Here is a 22,665-nt window from a genome sequence, read left to right on the forward strand (position 1 = left end):
TGAACCTTGAAAACTAGATAAGAGCAAGACATTCAACGACATCAAATCAACGTCTTTTCACGAACGATAGTTAAGTGAATAAGGGCGCACGGTGGATGCCTTGGCACTAGGAGCCGATGAAGGACGGGACTAACACCGATATGCTTCGGGGAGCCGTAAGTAGGCTAGGATCCGAAGATTTCCGAATGGGGAAACCCACGGCCCGTAATGGGGTCGTATCCTGTACTGAATACATAGGTGCAGGATGGCAGACCCGGGGAACTGAAACATCTCAGTACCCGGAGGAAGAGAAAGCAAACGCGATTTCCTGAGTAGCGGCGAGCGAAACGGAACCAGCCCAAACCAGAAAGCTTGCTTTCTGGGGTTGTAGGACACTCCTTTGGAGTTACAAAGAGATCCGGTAGGCGAATCGATCTGGAACGATCAGCCGAAGAAGGTAACAGCCCTGTAGCTGAAACCGGATCTCCTCCGGAGTGGATCCTGAGTACGGCGGAACACGAGGAATTCCGTCGGAATCCGGGAGGACCATCTCCCAAGGCTAAATACTCCCTAGTGACCGATAGTGAACCAGTACCGTGAGGGAAAGGTGAAAAGCACCCCGGAAGGGGAGTGAAAGAGAACCTGAAACCGTGTGCCTACAAGTAGTCGAAGCCCGTTAATGGGTGACGGCGTGCCTTTTGTAGAATGAACCGGCGAGTTACGATCCCATGCAAGGTTAAGTCCAAGAGACGGAGCCGCAGCGAAAGCGAGTCTGAACAGGGCGACGAAGTATGTGGTCGTAGACCCGAAACCGTGTGATCTACCCATGTCCAGGGTGAAGGTCAGGTAACACTGACTGGAGGCCCGAACCCACGCGTGTTGAAAAACGCGGGGATGAGGTGTGGGTAGGGGTGAAATGCCAATCGAACACGGAGATAGCTGGTTCTCTCCGAAATAGCTTTAGGGCTAGCCTCAGAGATTGAGTCCTGGAGGTAGAGCACTGATTGGACTAGGGGCCCCTACCGGGTTACCGAATTCAGTCAAACTCCGAATGCCAGAGACTTAGCTCTGGGAGTCAGACTATGGGTGATAAGGTTCATAGTCGAGAGGGAAACAGCCCAGACCGCCAGCTAAGGTCCCTAAGTATGTGTTAAGTGGAAAAGGATGTGGAGTTGCTTAGACAACCAGGATGTTGGCTTAGAAGCAGCCATCATTTAAAGAGTGCGTAATAGCTCACTGGTCGAGTGACTCTGCGCCGAAAATATACCGGGGCTAAACACATCACCGAAGCTGCGGATTGATCTTACGATCAGTGGTAGGAGAGCGTTCTAAGGGCGGCGAAGTCAGACCGTGAGGACTGGTGGAGCGCTTAGAAGTGAGAATGCCGGTATGAGTAGCGAAAAAAGAGTGAGAATCTCTTTCACCGAAAGCCTAAGGTTTCCTGAGGAAGGCTCGTCCTCTCAGGGTTAGTCAGGACCTAAGCCGAGGCCGAAAGGCGTAGGCGATGGACAACAGGTTGATATTCCTGTACCACCTCCTTTCCGTTTGAACGACGGGGGGGACGCAGGAGGATAAGGAGAGCGCGCCATTGGATGAGCGCGTCCAAGCAGTGAGACGGTCGGATAGGCAAATCCGTCCGGCAACGTCAAGCTGTGATGGGGAGGGAACTAAAGTACCGAAGCTCCTGAGTTCACACTGCCAAGAAAATCCTCTAGTGAGGAAAGAGGTGCCCGTACCGCAAACCGACACAGGTAGGCGAGGAGAGGATCCTAAGGTGAGCGGGAGAACTCTCGTTAAGGAACTCGGCAAAATGACCCCGTAACTTCGGGAGAAGGGGTGCTCCTCTTGCGAGGAGCCGCAGTGAAAAGGCCCAAGCGACTGTTTAGCAAAAACACAGGTCTCTGCGAAGCCGTAAGGCGAAGTATAGGGGCTGACACCTGCCCGGTGCTGGAAGGTTAAGGGGATGCGTTAGCGTAAGCGAAGCGTTGAACCGAAGCCCCAGTAAACGGCGGCCGTAACTATAACGGTCCTAAGGTAGCGAAATTCCTTGTCGGGTAAGTTCCGACCCGCACGAAAGGTGCAACGACTTGGGCACTGTCTCAACGAGAGACCCGGTGAAATTATACTATGCGTGAAGATGCGCATTACCCGCGACAGGACGGAAAGACCCCGTGGAGCTTTACTGTAGCCTGATATTGAATGTTGGTACAGCTTGTACAGGATAGGTGGGAGCCTGAGAAACCGGAGCGCTAGCTTCGGTGGAGGCGCCGGTGGGATACCACCCTGGCTGTACGGACATTCTAACCCAGGACCGTGATCCGGTCCGGAGACAGTGTCAGGTGGGCAGTTTGACTGGGGCGGTCGCCTCCTAAAAGGTAACGGAGGCGCCCAAAGGTTCCCTCAGAATGGTTGGAAATCATTCGCAGAGTGTAAAGGCACAAGGGAGCTTGACTGCGAGACCTACAAGTCGAGCAGGGACGAAAGTCGGGCTTAGTGATCCGGTGGTTCCGCATGGAAGGGCCATCGCTCAACGGATAAAAGCTACCCCGGGGATAACAGGCTTATCTCCCCCAAGAGTCCACATCGACGGGGAGGTTTGGCACCTCGATGTCGGCTCATCGCATCCTGGGGCTGTAGTCGGTCCCAAGGGTTGGGCTGTTCGCCCATTAAAGCGGTACGCGAGCTGGGTTCAGAACGTCGTGAGACAGTTCGGTCCCTATCCGTCGTGGGCGTTGGAAATTTGAGAGGAGCTGTCCTTAGTACGAGAGGACCGGGATGGACGCACCGCTGGTGCACCAGTTGTTCCGCCAGGAGCATCGCTGGGTAGCTACGTGCGGAAGGGATAAGTGCTGAAAGCATCTAAGCATGAAGCCTCCCTCTAGATGAGATTTCCCATCACTTCGAGTGAGTAAGATCCCTCAGAGACGATGAGGTAGATAGGTCCGAGGTGGAAGCGTGGTGACACGTGGAGCTGACGGATACTAATCGATCGAGGACTTAACTAACCTAATTTCGTGAAAGATGTTCGTCGTTGAATGTTGCTTATCTAGTTTTGAGGGTTTACATATTTTTTATAAAAACCCTTGAAATTTTGGTCAAAGGTGCATATAATATACCTTGTCCTTAAAAAAAGAAAAAAGGGTTGGTGGCGATAGCGGAGAGGCCACACCTGTTCCCATGCCGAACACAGCAGTTAAGCTCTCCAGCGCCGATGGTAGTCGGGTTTATCCCCGTGAGAGTAGGACGCTGCCAAGCCTGTCATATTTCTTTCTAAAGTTATTCCACCGTAGCTCAGTGGTAGAGCAATCGGCTGTTAACCGATCGGTCGTAGGTTCGAATCCTACCGGTGGAGCCATGGAGAGCTGTCCGAGTTGGCCGAAGGAGCACGATTGGAATTCGTGTAGACCGTTACCGCGGTCTCGAGGGTTCGAATCCCTCGCTCTCCGCCATAACATATTGGCCCGTTGGTCAAGTGGTTAAGACACCGCCCTTTCACGGCGGTAACACGGGTTCGAATCCCGTACGGGTCACCACTTACATAGGAGGATTAGCTCAGCTGGGAGAGCACTTGCCTTACAAGCAAGGGGTCGCAGGTTCGAACCCTGCATCCTCCACCATATCATTCACATTTCCAAGTGAGTATCGTAAGATATAGTGTCTTACATTATCGCGGGGTGGAGCAAAACCGTAAACATCTTTGAACTACATCTGAGTAGGTTTTGTGAGGAGTGCAACTTCTCTGAATTCACTTTCAACACGACGAACAGTCGTACACTATTATCGTAAGTGCGCAAAATAATGCATTTACACTATCGCGGGGTGGAGCAGTCTGGTAGCTCGTCGGGCTCATAACCCGAAGGTCGCAAGTTCAAATCTTGCCCCCGCAACCAAATTATTTTCACTTGCATCGTTGATCAATCATCATTGCTAGTGAAAAGATAGTAGTACTGCAAAGTGCAACCAATGGTCCGGTAGTTCAGTTGGTTAGAATGCCTGCCTGTCACGCAGGAGGTCGCGGGTTCGAGTCCCGTCCGGACCGCCATTATTACATTTACATAGTTTCATTAATTCCTAATACTTATGTCGGCTTGGTAGCTCAGTCGGTAGAGCAACGGACTGAAAATCCGTGTGTCGGCGGTTCGATTCCGTCCCAAGCCACCATTATTTCTGATTAGCCGGTCTAGCTCAATTGGTAGAGCAACTGACTTGTAATCAGTAGGTTGGGGGTTCAAGTCCTCTGGCCGGCACCATTGAATGTTTTCCTACAACGTCGAATAGACTTCCTGCTGGAAAACAATAGTAGTGCTGCAAAGTGCACCATTGAACGGTTCCTTTACTACGTTGAATAATCTTCTAAGCTAGGGAACGATAGTAGTGCTGCAAAGTGCACCATTGAAAGTCTTTTTAACTATATGGAGGGATAGCGAAGTTGGCCAAACGCGGCGGACTGTAAATCCGCTCCCATCGGGTTCGTAGGTTCGAGTCCTACTCCCTCCACCATATATAGGGGTATAGTTTAATGGTAAAACGAAGGTCTCCAAAACCTTTGATGTGGGTTCGATTCCTACTACCCCTGCCATTATGGCGGCCGTGGCGAAGGGGTTAACGCACCGGATTGTGGCTCCGGCATTCATGGGTTCGATTCCCATCGGTCGCCCCATTATATTTTTACCTGTTGGCCCATAGCCAAGCGGTAAGGCAGCGGATTTTGATTCCGTCATGCGCTGGTTCGAATCCAGCTGGGCCAGCCATTTAAATTGCGAGAGTAGTTCAGTGGTAGAACACCACCTTGCCAAGGTGGGGGTCGCGGGTTCGAATCCCGTCTCTCGCTCCAAATTTAATTTTCAGGGTATCACAAGGCGGCATAGCCAAGTGGTAAGGCAGAGGTCTGCAAAACCTTTATCACCGGTTCAAATCCGGTTGCCGCCTCCATAAACAATATGCCGGTGTGGCGGAATTGGCAGACGCGCACGACTCAAAATCGTGTTCCTTCGGGAGTGCCGGTTCGACCCCGGCCACCGGTACTACTTAACAATTTATTTGTAAGAGAACTGACTTCTTTCATTTTGAAAGAGTCTTTTTTCTTATTGTCTTACTATATTAGATGCCTTGTACTATTTAATATTTTGCGGATGTGGCGGAACTGGCAGACGCGCTAGATTCAGGGTCTAGTGGTGGCAACACCGTGGGGGTTCGAATCCCTTCATCCGCATCACTAAAAAGGAGAAGTACCCAAGTGGCTGTAAGGGGGCGCACTCGAAATGCGCTAGGGCGGGCAACCGTCGCGTGAGTTCGAATCTCACCTTCTCCGCCAATTTCCTATGCCGGTGTGGCGGAATTGGCAGACGCGCACGACTCAAAATCGTGTGGGTTTATCCCGTGCCGGTTCGACCCCGGCCACCGGTATTTAAATAAGCGTACACAAAAAGTGCTTGCTTCGCTGCAAGCACTTTTTTGCTTTATAACTTCCACTCCTGCGATTTCCAAAGCTTCATCAACAAATCCTCTGATTCTCCAGTATTTCCATTTATGACGAAGGTTTTAGTGAAGAAAGCAGTTTCGACTTCTACCATCCATAACGGCAGATACACCATTTCTTTTTCTTTAATCTCATATCTCGGCTTCTTTAGCACATATTTTCGATTGATTTGTTTTTCCTGGACATCCACTATATACTTTTCTATCAACTCTTGTTTAGTTATCGAAGCCTTTTTTAGTTTTGATGAACTGACTTCTTTTTGTGTGATAGGGGGGACATTTGGAAATAGTCCCCGATAACCTGAACTAGCATCTACAAATAACATGTTTGGTCGTTTTCGCGGTGGAAAGGGTTTTCTGTCTGCAATTTCAAGCATTTTAACGATCCACATCGGGTGATAGACTTTTTCTTTTTTTACAATCCCTTTTTCTATAAGTTCTTTGTTCAATTGTCTGTTTAACTTTAGAGATGGCTTCAAACTTTTATATATATACGCTGGAAGCTCGTGTGTTTCCAGGGTGTCTTCCCCTAATACGTTCACATTCATTATGTCACCTGCTTAAGCGTCAATGTTGGTATGATAACGATCAACTTGTAATTGTATTTCTTCGGATGGTGGTTCTGTCATTAAACTTACAACGATGGTAAGGATAGCAGAGATAGGTGCAGACACCAAATGTTCCGAAACTAATGCGAACGGCAATAATGCCATGATGATGAAGGCCACTGTTCCTCCAATCATTCCCGCCAAAGCTCCTGCTGTATTGGTACGCTTCCACCAAAGTCCTAACACAAGTGGAAAACCAAATGCGGAAAGCATGGCACCACTTACCCAGCCTACCATAACAGCAATCAGTTGAGGTGGATCGATAGCGAAAATGATACCGACTATACTGGCTAAAATCATAACGACAAGCCCTAAGCGAGTGACTGTTTTTTCAGAAGCTTGTTTATTGATATGTTCTTTATAAATATCATGGGCAATCCCTGCAGAAACTGCGAGCAGCATTGCGTCTGCGGAAGACATAATTGCCGCCAGTAAGCCTGCAAGCATGACTCCGGCTAATAATGCAGGCATATAATGCTCAATTACTGAAATGAAAATCATATCCTGGTTGTCCAGGGATTCTGCAATTCCCAGGCTTGCACCAGCGGAGGCGATCACGAATCCGAATATGAATACTGTTACATAAAGAAAACAGGCACCTAAGGCAGAGCGACGGGCAGTTTTAGCATCACGGGCAGCAAAGTTCCTCATTACTGCAGATGGCGATACAACTCCAAACCATAGGAATGCTACAAATAGTCCGAAATAAGACATCCATGGCTGAGTGATCGATCCAAATTGAGGGTCAACCGCTAATGCATCCTGGATAAGGGAACCGACACCACCATGATCCATCAGGATAATGACTGCCAGAATGAACATCCCTATGACCATGACAGCGCCCTGAATCAAGTCTGTGTATGTAATCGCCCACATACCCCCAAGCGCGGCATAAAGGGTGAACCCTAACCCCAGAATGATGACCGCTGTTACATAATCGATACCTAAGACATAAGAACCAATCAGTCCTGAGGCTGTTAACTGCGGAATCATATAGAAGGTCATGCTCAATACGACCAGAATAGCTGAAACTATTTGAACAGATTTTCCGTATCGGGTCTTAAAAAACTCAGGCAATGTTTTTACGCCGGTTCTCCTTATCTGACCGGAAATTAAAAACATGGCAAATGAGGGGATCGCTACCGCTCCAAACCCGTAGGCTAATAAGAATGGTACGCCTAAAGCCACACCGGAACCGACCGCTCCCATTAAGGAGCTCGAACTTGCTACGGCTGCAAAAAAGGCGAACGAGCCAACAAAACTGTTAATTTTGCCCCCGGCAGTCCAGTAATCCCCTTCGGAAGAGTGAGCCCGCTTTGCGAACCATATTCCAATGAAGGTCATGATAATTAAATAAATTGCTAAAATGATTGCTTCCATTACTTGCATGCTTTCTCACTCCCTTTATTCTATTTCTTCTTTTTCTATTTTTTCCATCCATATAACATAAGCTACTGTCAGGGCTAACCAAATGAAGAAGCAGACAAACATAGCCCAGCCAGCTAATGATATACCGCCAATAAATGTCTCTGTTGGCCACCAGATCCATACAAATAAGGACACGAGTGACAGAATAATTACCATTACGATACCAGGGTCTTTCCACTTTTTCCTTGTCAGTTGTTTCATTTCTCTATCTCCTTCCTAGCTGTAAAAGGTTTCATAAATTGCTTTAACTGTTACCAAATCAAAAATAGAGGCACCGACAGACTTGAAAACCATTGTTTTGTCATGGACGTCCGCTGGGCGGTGATTTTCCTGGATAATCTTTTCGAGGTCCCAGGTGTTATCCATATTAGTACGAAGGTCTTTAGCCCGGAGCATATCCCCGGATTCATGTAATGCACTAGCGGCATCCACAAAAATATCATCGGCCTCACGCAATACTTGATCTGAAATTTCCTGCATGTCAGGACGAAATGAGCCAACTCCGACAATTAGTTTCCCTTTCCATTCGGAGGAGTCAAGTTCAGGGAAAACTGGATGTGTGGAAGTAGTGGTTGTTACAACAATATCTGACTTTTTTACGAGCTCCTCTACGGATGTAACGTGAAAGGTGACCGACGGAAAAGCAGCTTCTGCCCGTTTTTTAAAATTGTGAGCCTTTTCTGCTGTACGATTGAAAATGTATACATCTTTAATATCGCGAGCAGCAAGTCCTGATTGCAAGTGACTCCATCCTTGTGTGCCTGTGCCGATAATCCCTAGTGTTTTCGCATCTTCTTTCGCTAAATACTTCATTCCTAAGCCGCCAAGAGCTCCGGTACGCAAGGAAGTGATGGCGGTAGCATCACATAAAAATAATGGTTCCATCGTTTCACGATTATAAAGGATCATTAATCCATGAATCGTGTCTTTATTTAGCCTGGTGTTGGAGGGAGCAACTCCCACTAATTTTGTTGCATAGTAATTGCCATAAAATGCTGGCATGAGGAGAGCGGTGTTACTCCCATCTTCGATATGCATACGATCTGGAGATATGTAGTCTTCTTGTTTGTCGTTGTAGAAGCCTTCGATTGCTTCCATTGTTTCTTTCATAGAAAATTTTTTCTTGATTGCTTCTGCTGTAATTACTTCCATCTGCCATTCTCCTTTCTGTATACTTTAAGATATTAACAAAGTTTTCTGAAAAGTTAAACCGATTACATAGCAGGGAAGGTACATCACCTGTACAACGATTTGAAGCATTAGCTTTTTAAAGTTCTTAATCGTATGATTAATACAGAGTGACACAACCTAAATAACCAGGAAGAAATGAGAGAGTGATGGTATGAAAAAAGAAGACAAAAATCAATTGAAATACGCCCAGCAGCACCTAGCAAATGAGCGTACCTACCTGGCATGGGTTCGTACTGTCATCGCTATTGTAGGGATTGGCTTTTTAAATACAAGTCTGCATTTTACAATCGGCGTACAGCGAAACAGTACCATCGATATGATCAGCCTGGCCTTAGGTGTGTTTGCAGTCTTGTTAGGTTTCATTATCATCGTTTTAGCAACTGTCGCTTATTTCAATAAAAAGAAACAGATCATGAATGATGAAAGCTTCACTCCATCCAATACATCTGTTTCATTAGTCTCTGCATTGATGATTATTATCTTAATATTTATCCTGGCGTATTTCTTATATTTAGAAAGCTGAGTAAGGACACTGTGGCTATTTCGGTGTCTTTTTTCTTTTAGATTAACTTTTAATTATTATGATAGTGAAAACGTGATAAATATCACAGCCTCCTTAAGTTTTCTCCTTTATCCTATTAGTATATTCACCATACAGGAGGTAGGCACAATGAAGCCTTTACTCAATAGATTAGAAGAAAATGAAAGGGAACTGCTGCTTGCGAACTCCAGGGAACTCACTGTTAAACGCGGGGAGATTATTTTTGAAGAAGGATCCGTAGCTTCCGACCTCTATTTTATTATGGATGGGACCATTCGTGTTCATAAGCAAATGAAACAAAATAAAGAAGTGACTGTGTTTCTACGTAAAGCTGATGATGCATTTGGGGAGATCGGGATTTTTTCCAGTGAATTTTATTCTTGTTCTGCTGTTGCATTAACCGACGCTTCCTTGCTTTATATTTCTAAAAGCGACATGGAAACGTTAATGGCTCAAAATGGGCGTCTTGCATTGCAGATCACCAAATGGCTCGCCGAGTCACTGGAAGCCAGCAAAGCAAAACTGCGTGACTATTTGGTCTTTGGTTCGGAAGGGGCGGTCGCTTCGATTTTCATTCGGTTAAGCAACATGTATGGGAAAGAGACTGCCAGGGGAATAGAAATTACTGAGCCTGTGGTTGTCCAGGATGTGGCTAAATACGTAGGGATTACTAGAGAAACGGCCAGCAGGGTAATTAGTAAATGGAAAGACCAGGGGCTTATTGAAAATGAGGCTAAAAAATTTCTTATCTGTGATATCGAGTACTTCCGTTCTTTGTTGATGTGCGATTTATGTGGAGTTCGAAACTGTACGCTATAAAAAGAGGTGATAAGCCTCTTTTTAGTTTGCAATCAGTTTTTTGATGTATCGCTGGCTAATATTTTTCCAGCAAATTTTCGACAAAAAATTTAAAAATTCCATTGCAGCACTTTATTACGCTTGTTATAATGAAAAATGTAATTTCGAAAAGGGGACTCTTCAAAAGTTTTCATGCGGGTGTAGTTTAGTGGTAAAACCTCAGCCACGAGCAAAGCATCCACCGAATAAGCTGCGAGTTGCCTCGACGGATACAGCTTCCTTGAATTGGCTAGCAGAGGAAGAGGCATGACAGTTCGTGAGCAAGACCGAGGAAACAATTTTTTTATTTTATGCGGGTGTAGTTTAGTGGTAAAACCTCAGCCTTCCAAGCTGATGATGTGGGTTCGATTCCCATCACCCGCTCTTATTGCCGCATAGTTCCGGCAATTGATTTATTACCCCAATCAAGTTAACCAACGCAGTGTTTCGTTCTAGGTGACAACGAAGCATTGCGTTTTTTATGTTGGAAAAATGGCTAGGCTAAATAGTAGATTGATTCGATTAATTGGATTGGAGAGGTTCATTATGAATAAACTTCAACAGCAATTACGGCAAATAGATGGTAAAAGTTATAAAGGATATAAGCAGTTACAAGGTAATTATCAATTCGAGCGTTATAAACTTTGGATTGATTATGTTCAGGGAGATCCGTTTGCGGCTCCGTCAAAAATCCGGATACAGATTCCTTTTAAGGAGCGTCCAATCAAACTAGAATGGCGGCAAGGTAGGAATCGCCGCATTTATGCAGAAGATGTGATAACAAGAAAAGTTGCCAAGGCTATACTGAAGCTGAATGCTAATGTGAAAGGGTCAGGTAAAAGTGGACTTGTAGCGATCGACCGGCCAGGACAGGAAATTCTGGAACGGACTGCTGTGGACTTGAATGAAGATCATATGATTATCTGCCTATCTATCGGGCTGCCTGCAAATGGCAGACGGATCAATGGCAAGCAGGCAGAGAAATTATTCTTTCAAGTGCTGCCACAACTGATGGATCACTCCGTTTTCAGCATAAATGATCAGGAGATTGAAGACGTGGTCAGGCTTTCCGATCAGCATGAGGCTATTCGTAACGAAATGGAAGCGAATGATTGGGTTTCCTTCGTTGCGGATGGGGCTATCCTTCCGCGGAAAAGTGGGGTCAGTGACCGTCCGATGGAAGGGGCGGTATCATTTCAAAGTCCGGGGCAAGACCGTGTGTCGATCAACTTGCCACACCGTAATGAACCGGTGACAGGCATGGCTTTGAAGAAAGGAATCACCTTAATCGTCGGGGGAGGGTACCATGGTAAAAGTACCCTGTTGAATGCAGTTGAACGTGGGGTGTATCCTCATATTAAAGGGGATGGGCGAGAATATGTTCTGACGGATCCAGCTGCTGTAAAAGTCCGGGCAGAAGATGGTCGCAGAGTTTCTACGGTAAATATTTCACCCTTCATCAAAAAACTTCCTCATGGGACGGACACAACAGGTTTTTCAACAGATAATGCCAGCGGGAGCACCTCGCAGGCTGCGAATGTAGTAGAGGCATTAGAGGCAGGGGCTTCGACCTTATTGATAGATGAAGATACAAGTGCGACGAACTTCATGATTCGGGACGAAAGAATGCAACAGCTGGTCGTGAAAGAAAAAGAGCCGATCACCCCATTCATCGATAAAATCAAGCAGCTTCGTGATGAACTTGATGTATCCACTATTCTTGTCATGGGTGGTTCTGGTGATTATTTTGATGCTGCTGATCAGGTTATTATGATGGATCAATACCTGCCTTATAATGTAACGGAAAAGGCGAAAGAAATTGCCGATCGACATCCCCAGCAACGCCAAGCAGATAAAGATATTACCTTTGGAGAGGTAACAGAACGCAGGTTTTTGCCTAGCAGCCTGCAAACACAAAAAGGGCGAAAGTCAAAAGTACAATCGAAGAGCAAATCGATGATTCTAAAAGGAAATACCGAGATTTCTCTCCATTATGTCGAGCAGCTGGTAGATCAATCCCAAACGAGGATGATTGCGGATATGCTGCTTCATCTTGATAAAAAAGGCTGGCTGGAAAAAGAATGGTCATTAAAAGAACTGCTAGATGCTATAGAAAATCAGTTGAACGAAAAAGGGTTGTCTTCTTTTGCTCCGTTTCAAGGCCAGCATCCAGGCGAATTGGCTAGGCCGCGGCGGTTTGAAATCGCCGCGACTTTAAACCGGATGAGGACAGCAAAGGTTAAACCTTTATCATAACGAATGAGAAAGGAGGGATAAGGATGGATTATCAACAATTAAAGGATGAAGTCATCGCCTATAGTAAGGAAATCGGAATCGATAAGATTGGATTTGCTTCTGTAGATGTGTTCGGTGAATTGAAAGCACGGCTCAAGAGACAGGAAGAGCTTTCTTATCAGTCAGGATTTGAAAAGGGAAGTATCGAAGAACGTACCGAACCGGCCCGATTATTACCAGAAGCCCAATCGATCATTTCGATTGCTTTAGCTTATCCCTCTAAAATGAAAGATGCACCCAAAAGTAAAAAGGGTGACCGGCGGGGGATCTTCTGCCGGGCTTCGTGGGGGAAAGATTACCACGATGTCCTGCGGGACCGTCTGCAAAAGCTCGGTGAGTTTTTAACAGAGAGATTCCCGGAAGTCAGCATCAAATCGATGGTAGACACAGGGGAACTTGCCGATCGCGCCGTAGCGGAACGTGCTGGAATTGGATTCAGCGGCAAAAACTGCGCAATCATCACGCCGGAGTTTGGTTCCTATGTCTATCTCGGGGAAATGATTACAAATATTCCGTTTGCACCGGATGAACCTGTCGAGGATAGCTGCGGCGACTGTAATATCTGTGTAGATGCCTGTCCGACTGGAGCCCTTGTCCAGGGCGGACAACTTGACGCCAATAAGTGCATCGCATTTTTGACACAGACAAAGGGGTTTCTTGCGGATGAATATCGTGTGAAGATTGGCAACCGTTTATATGGTTGTGACACATGTCAGACGGTTTGTCCGAAAAATAAAAAGAAAGATTTTCACCTGCATGAGGAGTTTGAACCGGACCCAGAAGTGACCAAGCCGAGGCTGAAGCCATTGCTTTCGATATCGAACAGGGAGTTCAAGGAGCAGTTCGGTCCGATTGCCGGTTCATGGCGTGGCAAGAAGCCGATTCAGCGAAATGCAATTCTTGCATTAGGACACTACAAAGATGAAACGGCAGTAGACGATTTAATTCGATTAATGAAAGAAGACCCACGTCCGGTCATTCGTGGAACGGCTGCCTGGTCCCTTGGGAAAATCGGCTCCCCTGGGGTATTCGAGGCTATTGAAGCGGCAATGGAAAAGGAAACGGATAAGCAAGTTAAATTTGAAATGGAAAAAGGGCTTGGATTTCAGCTGAATTAACAGAAAACTTCTTCCCATCTTTGCATTTCTCTAGTATAATAAAACAAACTTTTCAAAAGAAGGGGTTGTTTATGACTAAACGTTCCTTTCTTTATTATGATGAATTGGAAACTCCACTAGGTACGATGACATTAGTCGCTGACAAAGACGGTGTCTGTCGCATCGATTATGGAAGCTATCAAGAATTAGCAACACATCATAATAATTGGGCGAGACAGTATTTCCTATGTCCGAAATTTGTTCAGGATGGTGAGTTGTTAGAAGCGGCCATTAAGGAGTTCCAAGAGTATTTTCAAGGAACCAGACATCATTTCTCCTTTGATTACCAAATGTATGGAACCCCTTTTCAACAAAAGGTATGGAAGGCGTTATCCACAGAAATCCCTTATGGCGAAACACGATCGTACAAAGATATTGCAAAAGCGATTCAGTCTCCGAAAGCAATTCGGGCTGTAGGGGGAGCGATCAACCGCAATCCATTATCCATCATTATTCCATGTCATCGTGTCATTGGATCAAATGGTAAATTAGTAGGCTATAATGGTGGCCTAGAGAAGAAAAGAAAATTATTGGAGTTGGAAATGCCGCAGATGCTTTTCAACTTTTAACTGCTAAGTCGTGCGTTGGACCCGTCCAATCACGGCTTTTTTGTGTAGATCTACCAAAAGCCCTTATTCAATAAAAGACCCGAAAAGTCGAAGACTTGATTTCGAGATATCAGGAATTCTTTACCATAATAGCGTCAGGGTTGGCCGGGAAACTACTCGCTTTCCTGCGGGGGACCGGCAAGCCTCCTCAGTCGTTTCACTCCTTGCGGGGTCTCGCCTAGTCCCTTCTCCCGCGGGAGATTCCTGTGGGATTCAGTAGAGGGGTCTTGAATGAAAAAAAGCCCTCCGTTATGATGCATTTGTACAACCAAATACAAACAAACATCAAAAGGAGGACTTCCCCTTGAATTCTAATAGGAATGCTAAAATAAATCAAATCTCTGGAGAATCCTTAGTGATCGGTATCGATATCGCTAAAAAAACCCATTATGCATGCGCGGTCGATGATCGCGGACGGGAACTCCAACGTCCCGTTGGATTTACTCAGAGTAGGGCTGGCTTCGAAGGGTTTCACAAACAGATAAAGGAATGGCTGCACCAACATGGAAAAAGTGAGGTTATCATCGGGTTTGAACCCACAGGTCATTACTGGATGAACCTGGCTGCTTTCCTCCTTGAAGAGGACATCTCTTTTGTGGTCGTCAATCCTGCGCATGTGAAACAATCGAAAGAGTTTGATGATAATCTTCAAACAAAAAACGATAAAAAGGACGCAAGATTGATTGCGAAACTCATGATTGGTGGTAATTTCAGCTATCCCAGAATTCCAGAAGGTATAGAAGCTGAACTGAAAAACGGCTCCATAACGCGGTGGAAACTGAAAGACAAACAAGCGATGTTGAAAAACCAAATGACGGGGTTGATCGACCAGTACTTTCCTGAATTTAAAACCGTCATCAAAGGGTTTGGTCAATTGGCTTGCGCCATTTTGAAATACACGCCTTTTCCTGAGGATCTACTAAACCAGGAGGTAGAGGAACTGGCACTGATGTATAAAGAAAAAGCGGGTATATCCTCTCCTTCGAAAAGTAAGATTCGAGAGATGAAACGGGCAGCTGAAAACTCCATTGGTATTTCGACAGGCAAAGAGGTGGCACGCTTTGAAATCGCCGCACTTGTCGATCAGTTTCTTCTAATCGAACGTCAACTGACAGAACTCAATCATCACTTAGAAGATTTAGTCACCCAGCTGGATGAATACGAATACCTGATATCGATTCCCGGCATTGGAAAGCATACGATCATTGATTTGATTGCGGAAACGGGTTCACTTAAGCAGTACACACATTCACGCCAACTCATTAAATTAGCGGGATTAACACTGCGCGAGAACTCTTCCGGTTACCATAAAGGTCAAAAGAAAATTTCCAAACGGGGACGAAAACGGCTCAGAAACCTTCTTTTTCGCGCCATATTGCCTTTGATTCAAAATAATCGTGCGTTTAAAGAATTGTACCAGTACTACATTACTCGTCCCGTTAATCCTTTGAAAAAGAAGGAAGCAATGGTCGTGTTGTGCGGAAAACTGTTAAAGATCTTTTTTGGTTTATCGAACCGCCAGGTTCACTTCAATGAGGACCGAATGAAACAGGACCTCCACTGTCTTCAACAGGCAGCGTAACCTATATTTCTGACCCATAAGATGACACGGAGAAGCTGGCGCAAAGCGAGACAACAGACTACGAGTCTATGCGGGAGAATAAAGCCGGCCTCTGCCTTATGATGAGACCAAACGAAGGAATGTAGGCGCACGACGCCAAGAGACATGGGAGGGTAAGTCCTCATAAGAAAGCAGGGATCCAAGGTGCATCGATTCATACAAAAAAGATCGCCTAATACAGTTAGGAAACGCAACGCGTCCCTTCGATTTCCTTAATATTGAAGAAAAGGAATAACTTGTTTAACAAATGAAGTATAAAAAAAATTTAAAAGTGTTAAAACGATCTTTAACCCTTGGTGTATCAACATTTCCGGAGGGAGTCTCGCAGTTGCCCAGCCAACCCATCCTAAAGATGAGAGAAACGAACCACCTGTCAAATTGTAGTTGCCTTCTACGTTGCTTAATAATATTTGAACAGAGGCGAGGGCTTAGGTCGCATTTCATGCTTAGCTCACTCTATTTTGTAAAGGTTTGGTGGTAAGCCAAGTTTTTTCTAATGAATTCTGATTCTTTTCATAAACTGATAGGGGAGGGATCAGGGGAATGGAAAACGGAAGAATGTTGACGGAATACTGGAACGAAGTTTTGACGAATGAAAGGGATATGGAAACCGTCCCATGGTTGAAACGAAAGTGGGAGCTTCATCGGGACAGGGGCTATCGCATTGTACGTGTAACCGGGGAAGTAACCCCCTATCAAAAACTGAAGTATTCAGACAGGAAAACGGATGTACGGTATTTGTTGAAAACAAATTTTGTACTTAAGAAGAAAGAAGATTTTTATGTGGAAGAGTCTGAATTAGACTGCAGGGCGCAGTTGAAAAATGGTGTAATCGACAGACACGAATTCGAAGAAGAATTGTCAGCACCGGTGGAAAGGGATAAAAAATATGAACCAATCCCGATGGACCAAGTCACGGATCTCCGTTTTACCTATGATCGAAGGAGCGCAGTAAGGTATGCCGAACGCTGGTGGAATAGTTACAATCCCGAGTACCGGAAGTTCACAGATGATTGTACCAATTTTATATCTCAATGCATGCGTGCAGGCGGTGCGCCGATGTGGGGATCTCCTAACCGGGGAAAAGGCTGGTGGTATTCCGGAAAGTCTTGGAGTTACAGTTGGGCGGTCGCTCACTCTTTCCGATGGTATTTAAGCGGTTCACGACAGGGACTGACGGGGAAAGAAGTAGATTCACCGAAGGATCTGATACCTGGAGATGTCATCTGCTACGATTTTGAAGGGGACGGAAGGTGGAATCACAACACGATTGTCGTCATGAAAGACAGCGATGGCATGCCTTTGGTTAATGCCCATACCTATAATAGCAGGCATCGTTATTGGTCTTATGAAGACTCCACGGCCTATACGCCAAATATCGAATACAAGTTTTTCCGGATCGGTGATTGAATATGTTATAATAAGCGGGTCATTATGCAACTAGAGGTGAAGAACATGCCGATCCATGTCGTATTATATCAACCTGAAATACCCGCTAATACCGGAAATATTGCAAGAACCTGCATTGCTACCGATTCCAGCTTACACCTGATTCGCCCGCTCGGGTTCTCGACTGATGATAAAATGCTGCGCCGTGCCGGACTTGATTACTGGCATGATGTTGACATTCATTATCATGATAGTCTCGATGATTTATATGAAGGTTACCCGGAAGGGGAGTTCTATTATATTGAGAACTTCGGTACGAAGCATTATACCGATTATAATTTCGACCAGCCGGAAAAGGACTTATTTTTCGTATTCGGAAGGGAAACAGATGGTATCCCTCTCGAATTGCTGGAAGGAAAGGAAGACCGCTGCCTTCGAATCCATATGACGGATAAAGTCCGGTCACTCAACCTGTCCAATACTGCTGCTATATTGATTTATGAAGCATTGCGCCAACAGGACTTTCCTGGGCTCACATGAATTTATCACTTAATAAAAAACCCGCATCTTGGCTTTCGATGCGGGTTTTAGCATGCTAATGTTTATTTTTGCGGGGTGCCTGGCTTTTCGTCATATCCAGCTGCGAATATGGATGTAAGGAATACCGTACATACTCCGATGATCAACGCTAGTTTCATACAATGGCGCCTCCTTTATTCTGTACAAGTTCAACTATCACTTATTATAACTAAATTATCCAAAGATGTGAATTACTAATCGTGTAAAATATCAACGAATGGATAGATGCACATTCGCCCATACATCTGGGTATGTCCCCACATACAGTGAACCATAGGTATTACTGTACAAAAAGGGGGAGGAAAAATGAACGTTGAGTATTTACCGGACACCATGATGGAGATGGATGATGATCGGCAGCGCCCGCGTCCAGGAAGACGTCCAAGAAGGCCATACTACTACGGAGGAGGGTTTTACGGTGCACCGTTTTTAGGTGGTGTATTAGGAGGCTTGCTCGGAAGTGCCTTGTACCCGTATCCGCCATATTATTATTACCCACCTTATTATTCACCATATTACTATCCGCCGTATTATTATTGATTGAACAAGAGAATCCATCCTGATCAGGATGGATTCTCTATATTTTAAAGTTTAACTTGTAATTAAAACTTTACGTTATCAAGTTCTTCACCCTGGGATTCATAACCTTGCATATACTTGATGCGTCGCTGGGCAGAGGTTTCATTTACCTGTTCATCTGCATGATAAGAAGAACGAACCATCGGACCGGCTTCGCAGTGCTTGAAGCCTTTTTCCATGGCGATTTGTTTCAGCTCTTCGAACTCATCGGGATGATAATAACGCTCTACATTCAAGTGTTTTTTCGTTGGCTGCAAGTACTGGCCAATTGTCATGATATCAACATTGTGTGCCAGCAAATCATCCATCGCTTCGATGATCTCTTCTTTCGTTTCTCCAAGTCCGACCATGATGCTTGATTTTGTCGGGGTGTTTGGAGCGATTTCTTTTACCCGCTTCAGAAGAGTGAGTGATTGGTCATACATAGCGCGAGCGCGAACACGCTTTGTCAGACGACGTACAGTTTCAATATTATGGTTGAAGATGTCTGGTTTGCCATCCATCAATGTATGCAGGCTTTCATAGTCGCCCTTCATGTCGGAAGGAAGAATCTCCACTGTACAGCCTGGTACTCGGCGACGGATTGCTTTGACAGTTTCAGCAAAAACTGCTGCACCGCCATCTTTCAAGTCATCACGAGCAACTGCTGTGACTACAACGTGTTTCAGTCCCATGATTTCAACAGATTCTGCTACACGTTCCGGCTCACCCCAGTCGAGCTCATTAGGCAGCCCTGTTTTGACAGCGCAAAAGCGGCAGCCTCGTGTACACGTATCACCAAGAATCATGAAAGTAGCAGTCTTGCGCTCACTCCAGCACTCGTGAATGTTAGGGCAGCGTGCCTCCTCGCAAACCGTATTAAGTTTTTTATCGCGCATCAGCTTTTTTAAACGATTATACGATTTGTTTGTGTTGATTTTGATTTTCAGCCATTCCGGTTTCCGTATGTACTCTTCTTTTTTAGCCATGCTAGTGTACACTCCTTTTGTAATAATCTTATCGAATATAATTCCATTCGTCACTACGATAGCGTTCTTCTGCTAATTGCTCCACTGCTTTTAATTGTTCAGCAGTCAATTGATACGGCTCCAGATTGATTTCAAGACCTTTCTCAAATCCTTGTCTGAATGCTTCTTTTGTCTGGTCGAATGTGACAGGGGATGGAATGATATCATTGATCGCTACCGCTTTATCCCCAAACGCTTTACGCGCACGTTCCTTCACACGTTCATTCGGGTAAATGAACATATCGAATAATTTGCCGTCATCCACTTCAATTGGAATTGATCCATGCTGCAGGATAACACCTTTTTTCCGGGTCTGGGCACTGCCGGCCGCTTTTTTACCTTCTACAATTAACTCATACCAGGAGGGCTCTTCAAAGCAGACAGCAGAACCTGTCGTTTCCAATTTTCCTTCCGGGATGGCAAAATCAGCCTCAACGCCGAGGTTCCGGAATCCGTGCAGCAATCCTTTAGAGATCACAAGATAAGCTTCTTTGACAGATTTAGGCATATCAGGGTGTTCTTCTGATACAATAACACTATAGGTCAATTCCTGGTCATGAAGTACAGCACGGCCACCTGTCTGACGCCTGACTAACTCATAACCGTGGCGTTTGACACCATCAAGATCTATTTTCCCTTTTACTTTTTGGAAGTAGCCAACCGAAAGGCCGGCAGGTTCCCAACCGTAAAAGCGCAATACTGGCGGGATTTTTCCTTCACTATGCCAATCAAGCAGCAACTCATCCATTGCCATATTGAAGGCAGGAGTTGCATGGCCAGTGTCGACATAATACCAAGTCTCACTCATTATGATCCTCTTCTCTGTTAAAAGTTCGTACTTTAATTAAGTAAAATGCACAGATTAAGTTTAACAAGGCAGCTATTTGTGTGTCAAAAAAGATAAGCCTGCTAATGCATACGATTTGAATTGGTTTGAAAAGAGGCAGATTCAGGTTGTAAAGGATTGTCATCCGATTTATTTGTCGATAAGATAAAGGAAAGCAAGGAAGGACAGGAGAGGCAAGCCAACTACACGATAAGGGAGGAGTCCCTGGTGAGCCAGACGCTTTATTCCAGTATATTGTTTTTAGCAAGTGCAGCCATTTGGGCCGTTTTAGCATTTATCTATCCTGATTTCAGAATTCTGAATATTACCCTCTTTGTTGTCTTCCTTATCTTAGGGTTAAGGAGACGGAAGCAGTACCAATTTGAAAAGCGCTATATGGATGAGGATGACTGACCGCTATGGGTCAGTCTTTTTCTGGTTTGCTCCTCGATTTGTTGTCTTCCTATGTTTGAATGGACAAGTTTTTTCAGTTCTTCTCATTATCTATTCATTACTTATACGGTAGCTACATAGACTTTACTAATCAGCTTTTGCCCATTATCTACAGGGGAGGTAGTACATTGGATATTTTGAAAAAGATTCAAAGTTACCGGGAAGAAGAGGAGAAGCTGAAATGGGAAGGAACCTTTTCTGATTATTTAGAGTTGTTGAAGGAACGGCCTTATTTAGCTCAATCTGCACATTCGCGTGTTTATAATATGATTAAAGACGCAGGGATTGAAGAGGGAGAAGGGCATCATAAGTACAAGTTCTTTGAACATGAGATTTATGGTCTGGAAGAAGCGATGGAGCGGCTGGTTGAAGAATATTTCCATCCGGCTGCCAAACGACTGGATGTCCGCAAGAGGATTTTACTATTGATGGGTCCTGTCAGTGGCGGTAAATCTACGCTCGTCAATATCCTGAAGCGTGGTTTAGAAAAGTATTCGCATACGGACCAGGGGGCAGTATACGCCATCAAGGGGTGTCCCATGCATGAAGATCCTTTACATTTGATTCCTCACCACTTACGTCCTGATTTTGAAGAGGAATACGGCATTAGAATTGAAGGAAACTTGTCGCCGCTAAATATGATGAGGGTGGAAGAAGAGTATGGCGGCAGGATCGAAGACGTAATGGTAGAGCGTATTTTCTTTTCTGAGGATAAGCGTACCGGCATTGGCACATTCAGTCCATCGGATCCGAAGTCCCAGGATATTGCTGACCTTACTGGTTCAATCGACTTTTCGACCATTGCCGAATATGGTTCTGAGTCAGACCCGCGCGCCTACCGTTTTGACGGGGAATTGAATAAAGCCAACCGTGGGATGATGGAGTTTCAGGAGATGCTGAAGTGTGACGAAAAATTCCTGTGGCATCTGCTGTCACTGACCCAGGAAGGGAACTTCAAGGCAGGAAGATTCGCATTGATTTCAGCAGACGAGTTGATCGTTGCGCATACGAACGAAGCGGAGTATCGTTCCTTCATTGCCAATAAGAAGAATGAAGCACTCCATTCGCGAATGATTGTCATGCCTGTACCTTACAACTTAAAAGTAAGTCAAGAAGAACGGATCTATGAAAAGATGATCAGGCAGAGTGATATCAAGGATGTCCATATCGCGCCACATACGTTAAAAATTGCTGCGATGTTTACGATATTGACGAGACTGAAAGATTCTACGCGCGGGCAAGTAGACTTATTGAAGAAAATGAGACTTTATAACGGAGAGAATGTAGAAGGGTTCAGTGACGTGGATGTAGAGGAACTGCGTAAAGAACATCCGGATGAAGGAATGAGTGGGATTGATCCACGTTATGTCATCAACCGGATTTCTTCTACTATCATTAAAAAAGAGATGACGTCGATCAATGCGCTCGATGTATTACGTTCACTTAAGGATGGTTTGGATAGCCACGCTTCCATTTCTAAAGAAGATAAGGAACGTTATTTGAATTTCATTTCTGTTGCCCGTAAAGAATATGATGAGCTGGCGAAGAAAGAAGTCCAGAAAGCTTTCGTCTACTCTTATGAAGAATCGGCCGTAACATTAATGGACAATTATCTAGATAATGTGGAAGCTTATTGTAATAAGACTAAGATCAGAGATCCGCTGACAGGAGACGAAATGAACCCGGATGAAAAACTGATGCGGTCGATTGAAGAACAAATTGGAATTTCTGAAAATGCCAAAAAAGCATTCCGTGAAGAAATTTTGATCCGGATCAGCGCGTATGCACGTAAAGGGAAGAAGTTTGATTATCATTCCCATGAACGCCTGCGCGAAGCGATCCAGAAGAAGCTGTTTGCAGATTTGAAGGATATCGTCAAGATTACGACCTCGACAAAGACGCCGGATGAACAGCAGCTTAAGAAAATGAATGAAGTCATCGCAACCCTGGTCGATGAATATGGCTACAACTCCAGCTCAGCGAACGAACTGCTTCGCTACGTCGGCAGCCTCTTAAACAGATAATACCAAAAGAGCATGGAAAAGGATTTCCTTTTCCATGCTTTTTTAATTACTTAAGCTCTTTTAAT

The 22,665-nt window shown here is 45.0% G+C and carries 17 protein-coding genes, 19 tRNA genes and 2 rRNA genes; 32 read left to right on the forward strand and 6 right to left on the reverse strand.

Translation table 11 applies throughout. The annotated features are described in order from the left end of the window. Nucleotides 1–68 precede the first annotated feature (68 nt). From B9Y67_RS10840 to B9Y67_RS10935, 20 genes are all read left to right on the forward strand, one after another. Nucleotides 69–2,984: ribosomal RNA gene (locus B9Y67_RS10840) — 23S ribosomal RNA — on the forward strand. 136 nt (nucleotides 2,985–3,120) lie between these two features. Beyond that, a 5S ribosomal RNA gene (gene rrf / locus B9Y67_RS10845) occupies nucleotides 3,121–3,234 on the forward strand. Nucleotides 3,235–3,259: 25 nt separating this feature from the next. After that, nucleotides 3,260–3,334 (forward strand) — tRNA-Asn (locus B9Y67_RS10850). Between the two features lies 1 nt (nucleotide 3,335). Beyond that, nucleotides 3,336–3,428, forward strand: a tRNA-Ser gene (locus B9Y67_RS10855). A gap of 9 nt (nucleotides 3,429–3,437) precedes the next feature. Further along, a tRNA-Glu gene (locus tag B9Y67_RS10860) sits at nucleotides 3,438–3,512 on the forward strand. An 8-nt stretch (nucleotides 3,513–3,520) separates the two neighbouring features. Further along, nucleotides 3,521–3,596 (forward strand) — tRNA-Val (locus B9Y67_RS10865). A gap of 196 nt (nucleotides 3,597–3,792) precedes the next feature. Continuing rightward, nucleotides 3,793–3,869: transfer RNA gene (locus B9Y67_RS10870), tRNA-Met, on the forward strand. A gap of 75 nt (nucleotides 3,870–3,944) precedes the next feature. After that, a tRNA-Asp gene (locus B9Y67_RS10875) sits at nucleotides 3,945–4,021 on the forward strand. Between the two features lie 43 nt (nucleotides 4,022–4,064). Further along, a tRNA-Phe gene (locus B9Y67_RS10880) sits at nucleotides 4,065–4,140 on the forward strand. Nucleotides 4,141–4,153: 13 nt separating this feature from the next. Beyond that, nucleotides 4,154–4,229, forward strand: a tRNA-Thr gene (locus B9Y67_RS10885). A gap of 164 nt (nucleotides 4,230–4,393) precedes the next feature. Then, nucleotides 4,394–4,479: transfer RNA gene (locus tag B9Y67_RS10890), tRNA-Tyr, on the forward strand. A gap of 5 nt (nucleotides 4,480–4,484) precedes the next feature. Beyond that, nucleotides 4,485–4,558 (forward strand) — tRNA-Trp (locus B9Y67_RS10895). Between the two features lie 5 nt (nucleotides 4,559–4,563). Next, nucleotides 4,564–4,639, forward strand: a tRNA-His gene (locus tag B9Y67_RS10900). A 16-nt stretch (nucleotides 4,640–4,655) separates the two neighbouring features. Further along, nucleotides 4,656–4,730: transfer RNA gene (locus B9Y67_RS10905), tRNA-Gln, on the forward strand. 8 nt (nucleotides 4,731–4,738) lie between these two features. After that, nucleotides 4,739–4,813: transfer RNA gene (locus B9Y67_RS10910), tRNA-Gly, on the forward strand. 24 nt (nucleotides 4,814–4,837) lie between these two features. Beyond that, nucleotides 4,838–4,911 (forward strand) — tRNA-Cys (locus tag B9Y67_RS10915). Nucleotides 4,912–4,921: 10 nt separating this feature from the next. Next, nucleotides 4,922–5,003, forward strand: a tRNA-Leu gene (locus tag B9Y67_RS10920). Between the two features lie 104 nt (nucleotides 5,004–5,107). Next, nucleotides 5,108–5,191 (forward strand) — tRNA-Leu (locus tag B9Y67_RS10925). 10 nt (nucleotides 5,192–5,201) lie between these two features. Next, nucleotides 5,202–5,293, forward strand: a tRNA-Ser gene (locus tag B9Y67_RS10930). Nucleotides 5,294–5,302: 9 nt separating this feature from the next. Then, nucleotides 5,303–5,385, forward strand: a tRNA-Leu gene (locus tag B9Y67_RS10935). A 53-nt stretch (nucleotides 5,386–5,438) separates the two neighbouring features. On the opposite strand, the gene B9Y67_RS10940 is transcribed toward B9Y67_RS10935, so the two are convergent. Genes B9Y67_RS10940 through B9Y67_RS10955 form a run of 4 tightly spaced genes read right to left on the reverse strand, consistent with a single transcriptional unit; the run spans nucleotide 5,439 to nucleotide 8,645 of the window. Further along, on the reverse strand, nucleotides 5,439–6,005 hold the full coding sequence (locus B9Y67_RS10940) for a hypothetical protein (RefSeq protein ID WP_085506767.1): 567 nt from the start codon (nucleotides 6,003–6,005) through the stop codon (nucleotides 5,439–5,441). A 12-nt stretch (nucleotides 6,006–6,017) separates the two neighbouring features. After that, nucleotides 6,018–7,454 (reverse strand): sodium:solute symporter family protein, encoded by a 1,437-nt coding sequence (locus B9Y67_RS10945; protein WP_085506768.1) that lies wholly within the window; start codon nucleotides 7,452–7,454, stop codon nucleotides 6,018–6,020. A gap of 15 nt (nucleotides 7,455–7,469) precedes the next feature. After that, a complete protein-coding gene (locus tag B9Y67_RS10950; RefSeq protein ID WP_085506769.1) occupies nucleotides 7,470–7,694 on the reverse strand; it encodes a hypothetical protein in 225 nt (74 codons plus the stop codon). Between the two features lie 15 nt (nucleotides 7,695–7,709). Continuing rightward, on the reverse strand, nucleotides 7,710–8,645 hold the full coding sequence (locus B9Y67_RS10955; protein ID WP_085506770.1) for an ornithine cyclodeaminase family protein: 936 nt from the start codon (nucleotides 8,643–8,645) through the stop codon (nucleotides 7,710–7,712). Between the two features lie 190 nt (nucleotides 8,646–8,835). On the opposite strand from B9Y67_RS10955, the gene B9Y67_RS10960 reads away from it, so the two are divergent. The 10 genes from B9Y67_RS10960 (at nucleotide 8,836) to B9Y67_RS11010 (ending at nucleotide 18,251) form a co-directional block, all read left to right on the forward strand. Next, nucleotides 8,836–9,207 (forward strand): YidH family protein, encoded by a 372-nt coding sequence (locus B9Y67_RS10960; protein ID WP_085506771.1) that lies wholly within the window; start codon nucleotides 8,836–8,838, stop codon nucleotides 9,205–9,207. A 147-nt stretch (nucleotides 9,208–9,354) separates the two neighbouring features. Next, entirely contained in the window at nucleotides 9,355–10,044 is a 690-nt protein-coding gene (locus B9Y67_RS10965; RefSeq protein WP_085506772.1) for a Crp/Fnr family transcriptional regulator, read from the forward strand. Nucleotides 10,045–10,375: 331 nt separating this feature from the next. Further along, nucleotides 10,376–10,446, forward strand: a tRNA-Gly gene (locus B9Y67_RS10975). Nucleotides 10,447–10,608: 162 nt separating this feature from the next. Then, nucleotides 10,609–12,318 (forward strand): ABC-ATPase domain-containing protein, encoded by a 1,710-nt coding sequence (locus B9Y67_RS10980; RefSeq protein ID WP_085506774.1) that lies wholly within the window; start codon nucleotides 10,609–10,611, stop codon nucleotides 12,316–12,318. A 23-nt stretch (nucleotides 12,319–12,341) separates the two neighbouring features. Further along, nucleotides 12,342–13,475 (forward strand): tRNA epoxyqueuosine(34) reductase QueG, encoded by a 1,134-nt coding sequence (queG, locus tag B9Y67_RS10985; RefSeq protein ID WP_085506775.1) that lies wholly within the window; start codon nucleotides 12,342–12,344, stop codon nucleotides 13,473–13,475. A 71-nt stretch (nucleotides 13,476–13,546) separates the two neighbouring features. Next, nucleotides 13,547–14,083, forward strand: a complete 537-nt coding sequence (locus tag B9Y67_RS10990) for a methylated-DNA--[protein]-cysteine S-methyltransferase (RefSeq protein WP_085506776.1) — start codon at nucleotides 13,547–13,549, stop codon at nucleotides 14,081–14,083. A gap of 343 nt (nucleotides 14,084–14,426) precedes the next feature. Then, complete coding sequence (locus B9Y67_RS10995; protein WP_085505375.1) at nucleotides 14,427–15,704, forward strand: IS110 family RNA-guided transposase; 1,278 nt, start codon at nucleotides 14,427–14,429, stop codon at nucleotides 15,702–15,704. A gap of 582 nt (nucleotides 15,705–16,286) precedes the next feature. Further along, nucleotides 16,287–17,153, forward strand: a complete 867-nt coding sequence (locus B9Y67_RS11000) for an amidase domain-containing protein (protein ID WP_085506777.1) — start codon at nucleotides 16,287–16,289, stop codon at nucleotides 17,151–17,153. A 45-nt stretch (nucleotides 17,154–17,198) separates the two neighbouring features. Further along, nucleotides 17,199–17,672 carry a tRNA (uridine(34)/cytosine(34)/5-carboxymethylaminomethyluridine(34)-2'-O)-methyltransferase TrmL gene (trmL, locus tag B9Y67_RS11005; protein ID WP_085506778.1) on the forward strand — a complete coding sequence of 158 codons (474 nt, stop codon included), beginning with the start codon at nucleotides 17,199–17,201 and terminating at the stop codon, nucleotides 17,670–17,672. Between the two features lie 381 nt (nucleotides 17,673–18,053). Beyond that, nucleotides 18,054–18,251, forward strand: coding sequence for a hypothetical protein (locus B9Y67_RS11010; protein WP_085509155.1), 198 nt, complete (start codon nucleotides 18,054–18,056; stop codon nucleotides 18,249–18,251). Between the two features lie 62 nt (nucleotides 18,252–18,313). On the opposite strand, the gene lipA is transcribed toward B9Y67_RS11010, so the two are convergent. Together lipA and B9Y67_RS11020 are read right to left on the reverse strand one after the other, a co-directional pair. Next, nucleotides 18,314–19,258: a lipoyl synthase gene (lipA, locus tag B9Y67_RS11015; RefSeq protein ID WP_085506779.1), complete on the reverse strand. Its 945-nt coding sequence runs from the start codon at nucleotides 19,256–19,258 to the stop codon at nucleotides 18,314–18,316. 28 nt (nucleotides 19,259–19,286) lie between these two features. Then, complete coding sequence (locus tag B9Y67_RS11020) at nucleotides 19,287–20,108, reverse strand: lipoate--protein ligase family protein (RefSeq protein WP_139823789.1); 822 nt, start codon at nucleotides 20,106–20,108, stop codon at nucleotides 19,287–19,289. A gap of 153 nt (nucleotides 20,109–20,261) precedes the next feature. On the opposite strand from B9Y67_RS11020, the gene B9Y67_RS11025 reads away from it, so the two are divergent. Both B9Y67_RS11025 and B9Y67_RS11030 read left to right on the forward strand, forming a co-directional pair. Further along, complete coding sequence (locus B9Y67_RS11025) at nucleotides 20,262–20,537, forward strand: hypothetical protein (RefSeq protein ID WP_085506781.1); 276 nt, start codon at nucleotides 20,262–20,264, stop codon at nucleotides 20,535–20,537. A 167-nt stretch (nucleotides 20,538–20,704) separates the two neighbouring features. After that, nucleotides 20,705–22,600: a PrkA family serine protein kinase gene (locus B9Y67_RS11030; RefSeq protein WP_085506782.1), complete on the forward strand. Its 1,896-nt coding sequence runs from the start codon at nucleotides 20,705–20,707 to the stop codon at nucleotides 22,598–22,600. Nucleotides 22,601–22,665 lie beyond the last annotated feature (65 nt).

Source organism: Thalassobacillus devorans (assembly GCF_900176565.1).
GTDB classification, from domain to species: domain Bacteria; phylum Bacillota; class Bacilli; order Bacillales; family Halobacillaceae; genus Thalassobacillus; species Thalassobacillus devorans_A.

Bases quoted from the DNA above. Each gene is read 5' to 3' on its own strand.
- B9Y67_RS10940 (WP_085506767.1), bottom strand. From the start codon at position 6,005: ATGAATGTGAACGTATTAGGGGAAGACACCCTGGAAACACACGAGCTT.
- B9Y67_RS10945 (WP_085506768.1), bottom strand. From the start codon at position 7,454: ATGCAAGTAATGGAAGCAATCATTTTAGCAATTTATTTAATTATCATG.
- B9Y67_RS10950 (WP_085506769.1), bottom strand. From the start codon at position 7,694: ATGAAACAACTGACAAGGAAAAAGTGGAAAGACCCTGGTATCGTAATG.
- B9Y67_RS10955 (WP_085506770.1), bottom strand. From the start codon at position 8,645: ATGGAAGTAATTACAGCAGAAGCAATCAAGAAAAAATTTTCTATGAAA.
- B9Y67_RS10960 (WP_085506771.1), top strand. From the start codon at position 8,836: ATGAAAAAAGAAGACAAAAATCAATTGAAATACGCCCAGCAGCACCTA.
- B9Y67_RS10965 (WP_085506772.1), top strand. From the start codon at position 9,355: ATGAAGCCTTTACTCAATAGATTAGAAGAAAATGAAAGGGAACTGCTG.
- B9Y67_RS10980 (WP_085506774.1), top strand. From the start codon at position 10,609: ATGAATAAACTTCAACAGCAATTACGGCAAATAGATGGTAAAAGTTAT.
- queG (WP_085506775.1), top strand. From the start codon at position 12,342: ATGGATTATCAACAATTAAAGGATGAAGTCATCGCCTATAGTAAGGAA.
- B9Y67_RS10990 (WP_085506776.1), top strand. From the start codon at position 13,547: ATGACTAAACGTTCCTTTCTTTATTATGATGAATTGGAAACTCCACTA.
- B9Y67_RS11000 (WP_085506777.1), top strand. From the start codon at position 16,287: ATGGAAAACGGAAGAATGTTGACGGAATACTGGAACGAAGTTTTGACG.
- trmL (WP_085506778.1), top strand. From the start codon at position 17,199: ATGCCGATCCATGTCGTATTATATCAACCTGAAATACCCGCTAATACC.
- B9Y67_RS11010 (WP_085509155.1), top strand. From the start codon at position 18,054: ATGGATGATGATCGGCAGCGCCCGCGTCCAGGAAGACGTCCAAGAAGG.
- lipA (WP_085506779.1), bottom strand. From the start codon at position 19,258: ATGGCTAAAAAAGAAGAGTACATACGGAAACCGGAATGGCTGAAAATC.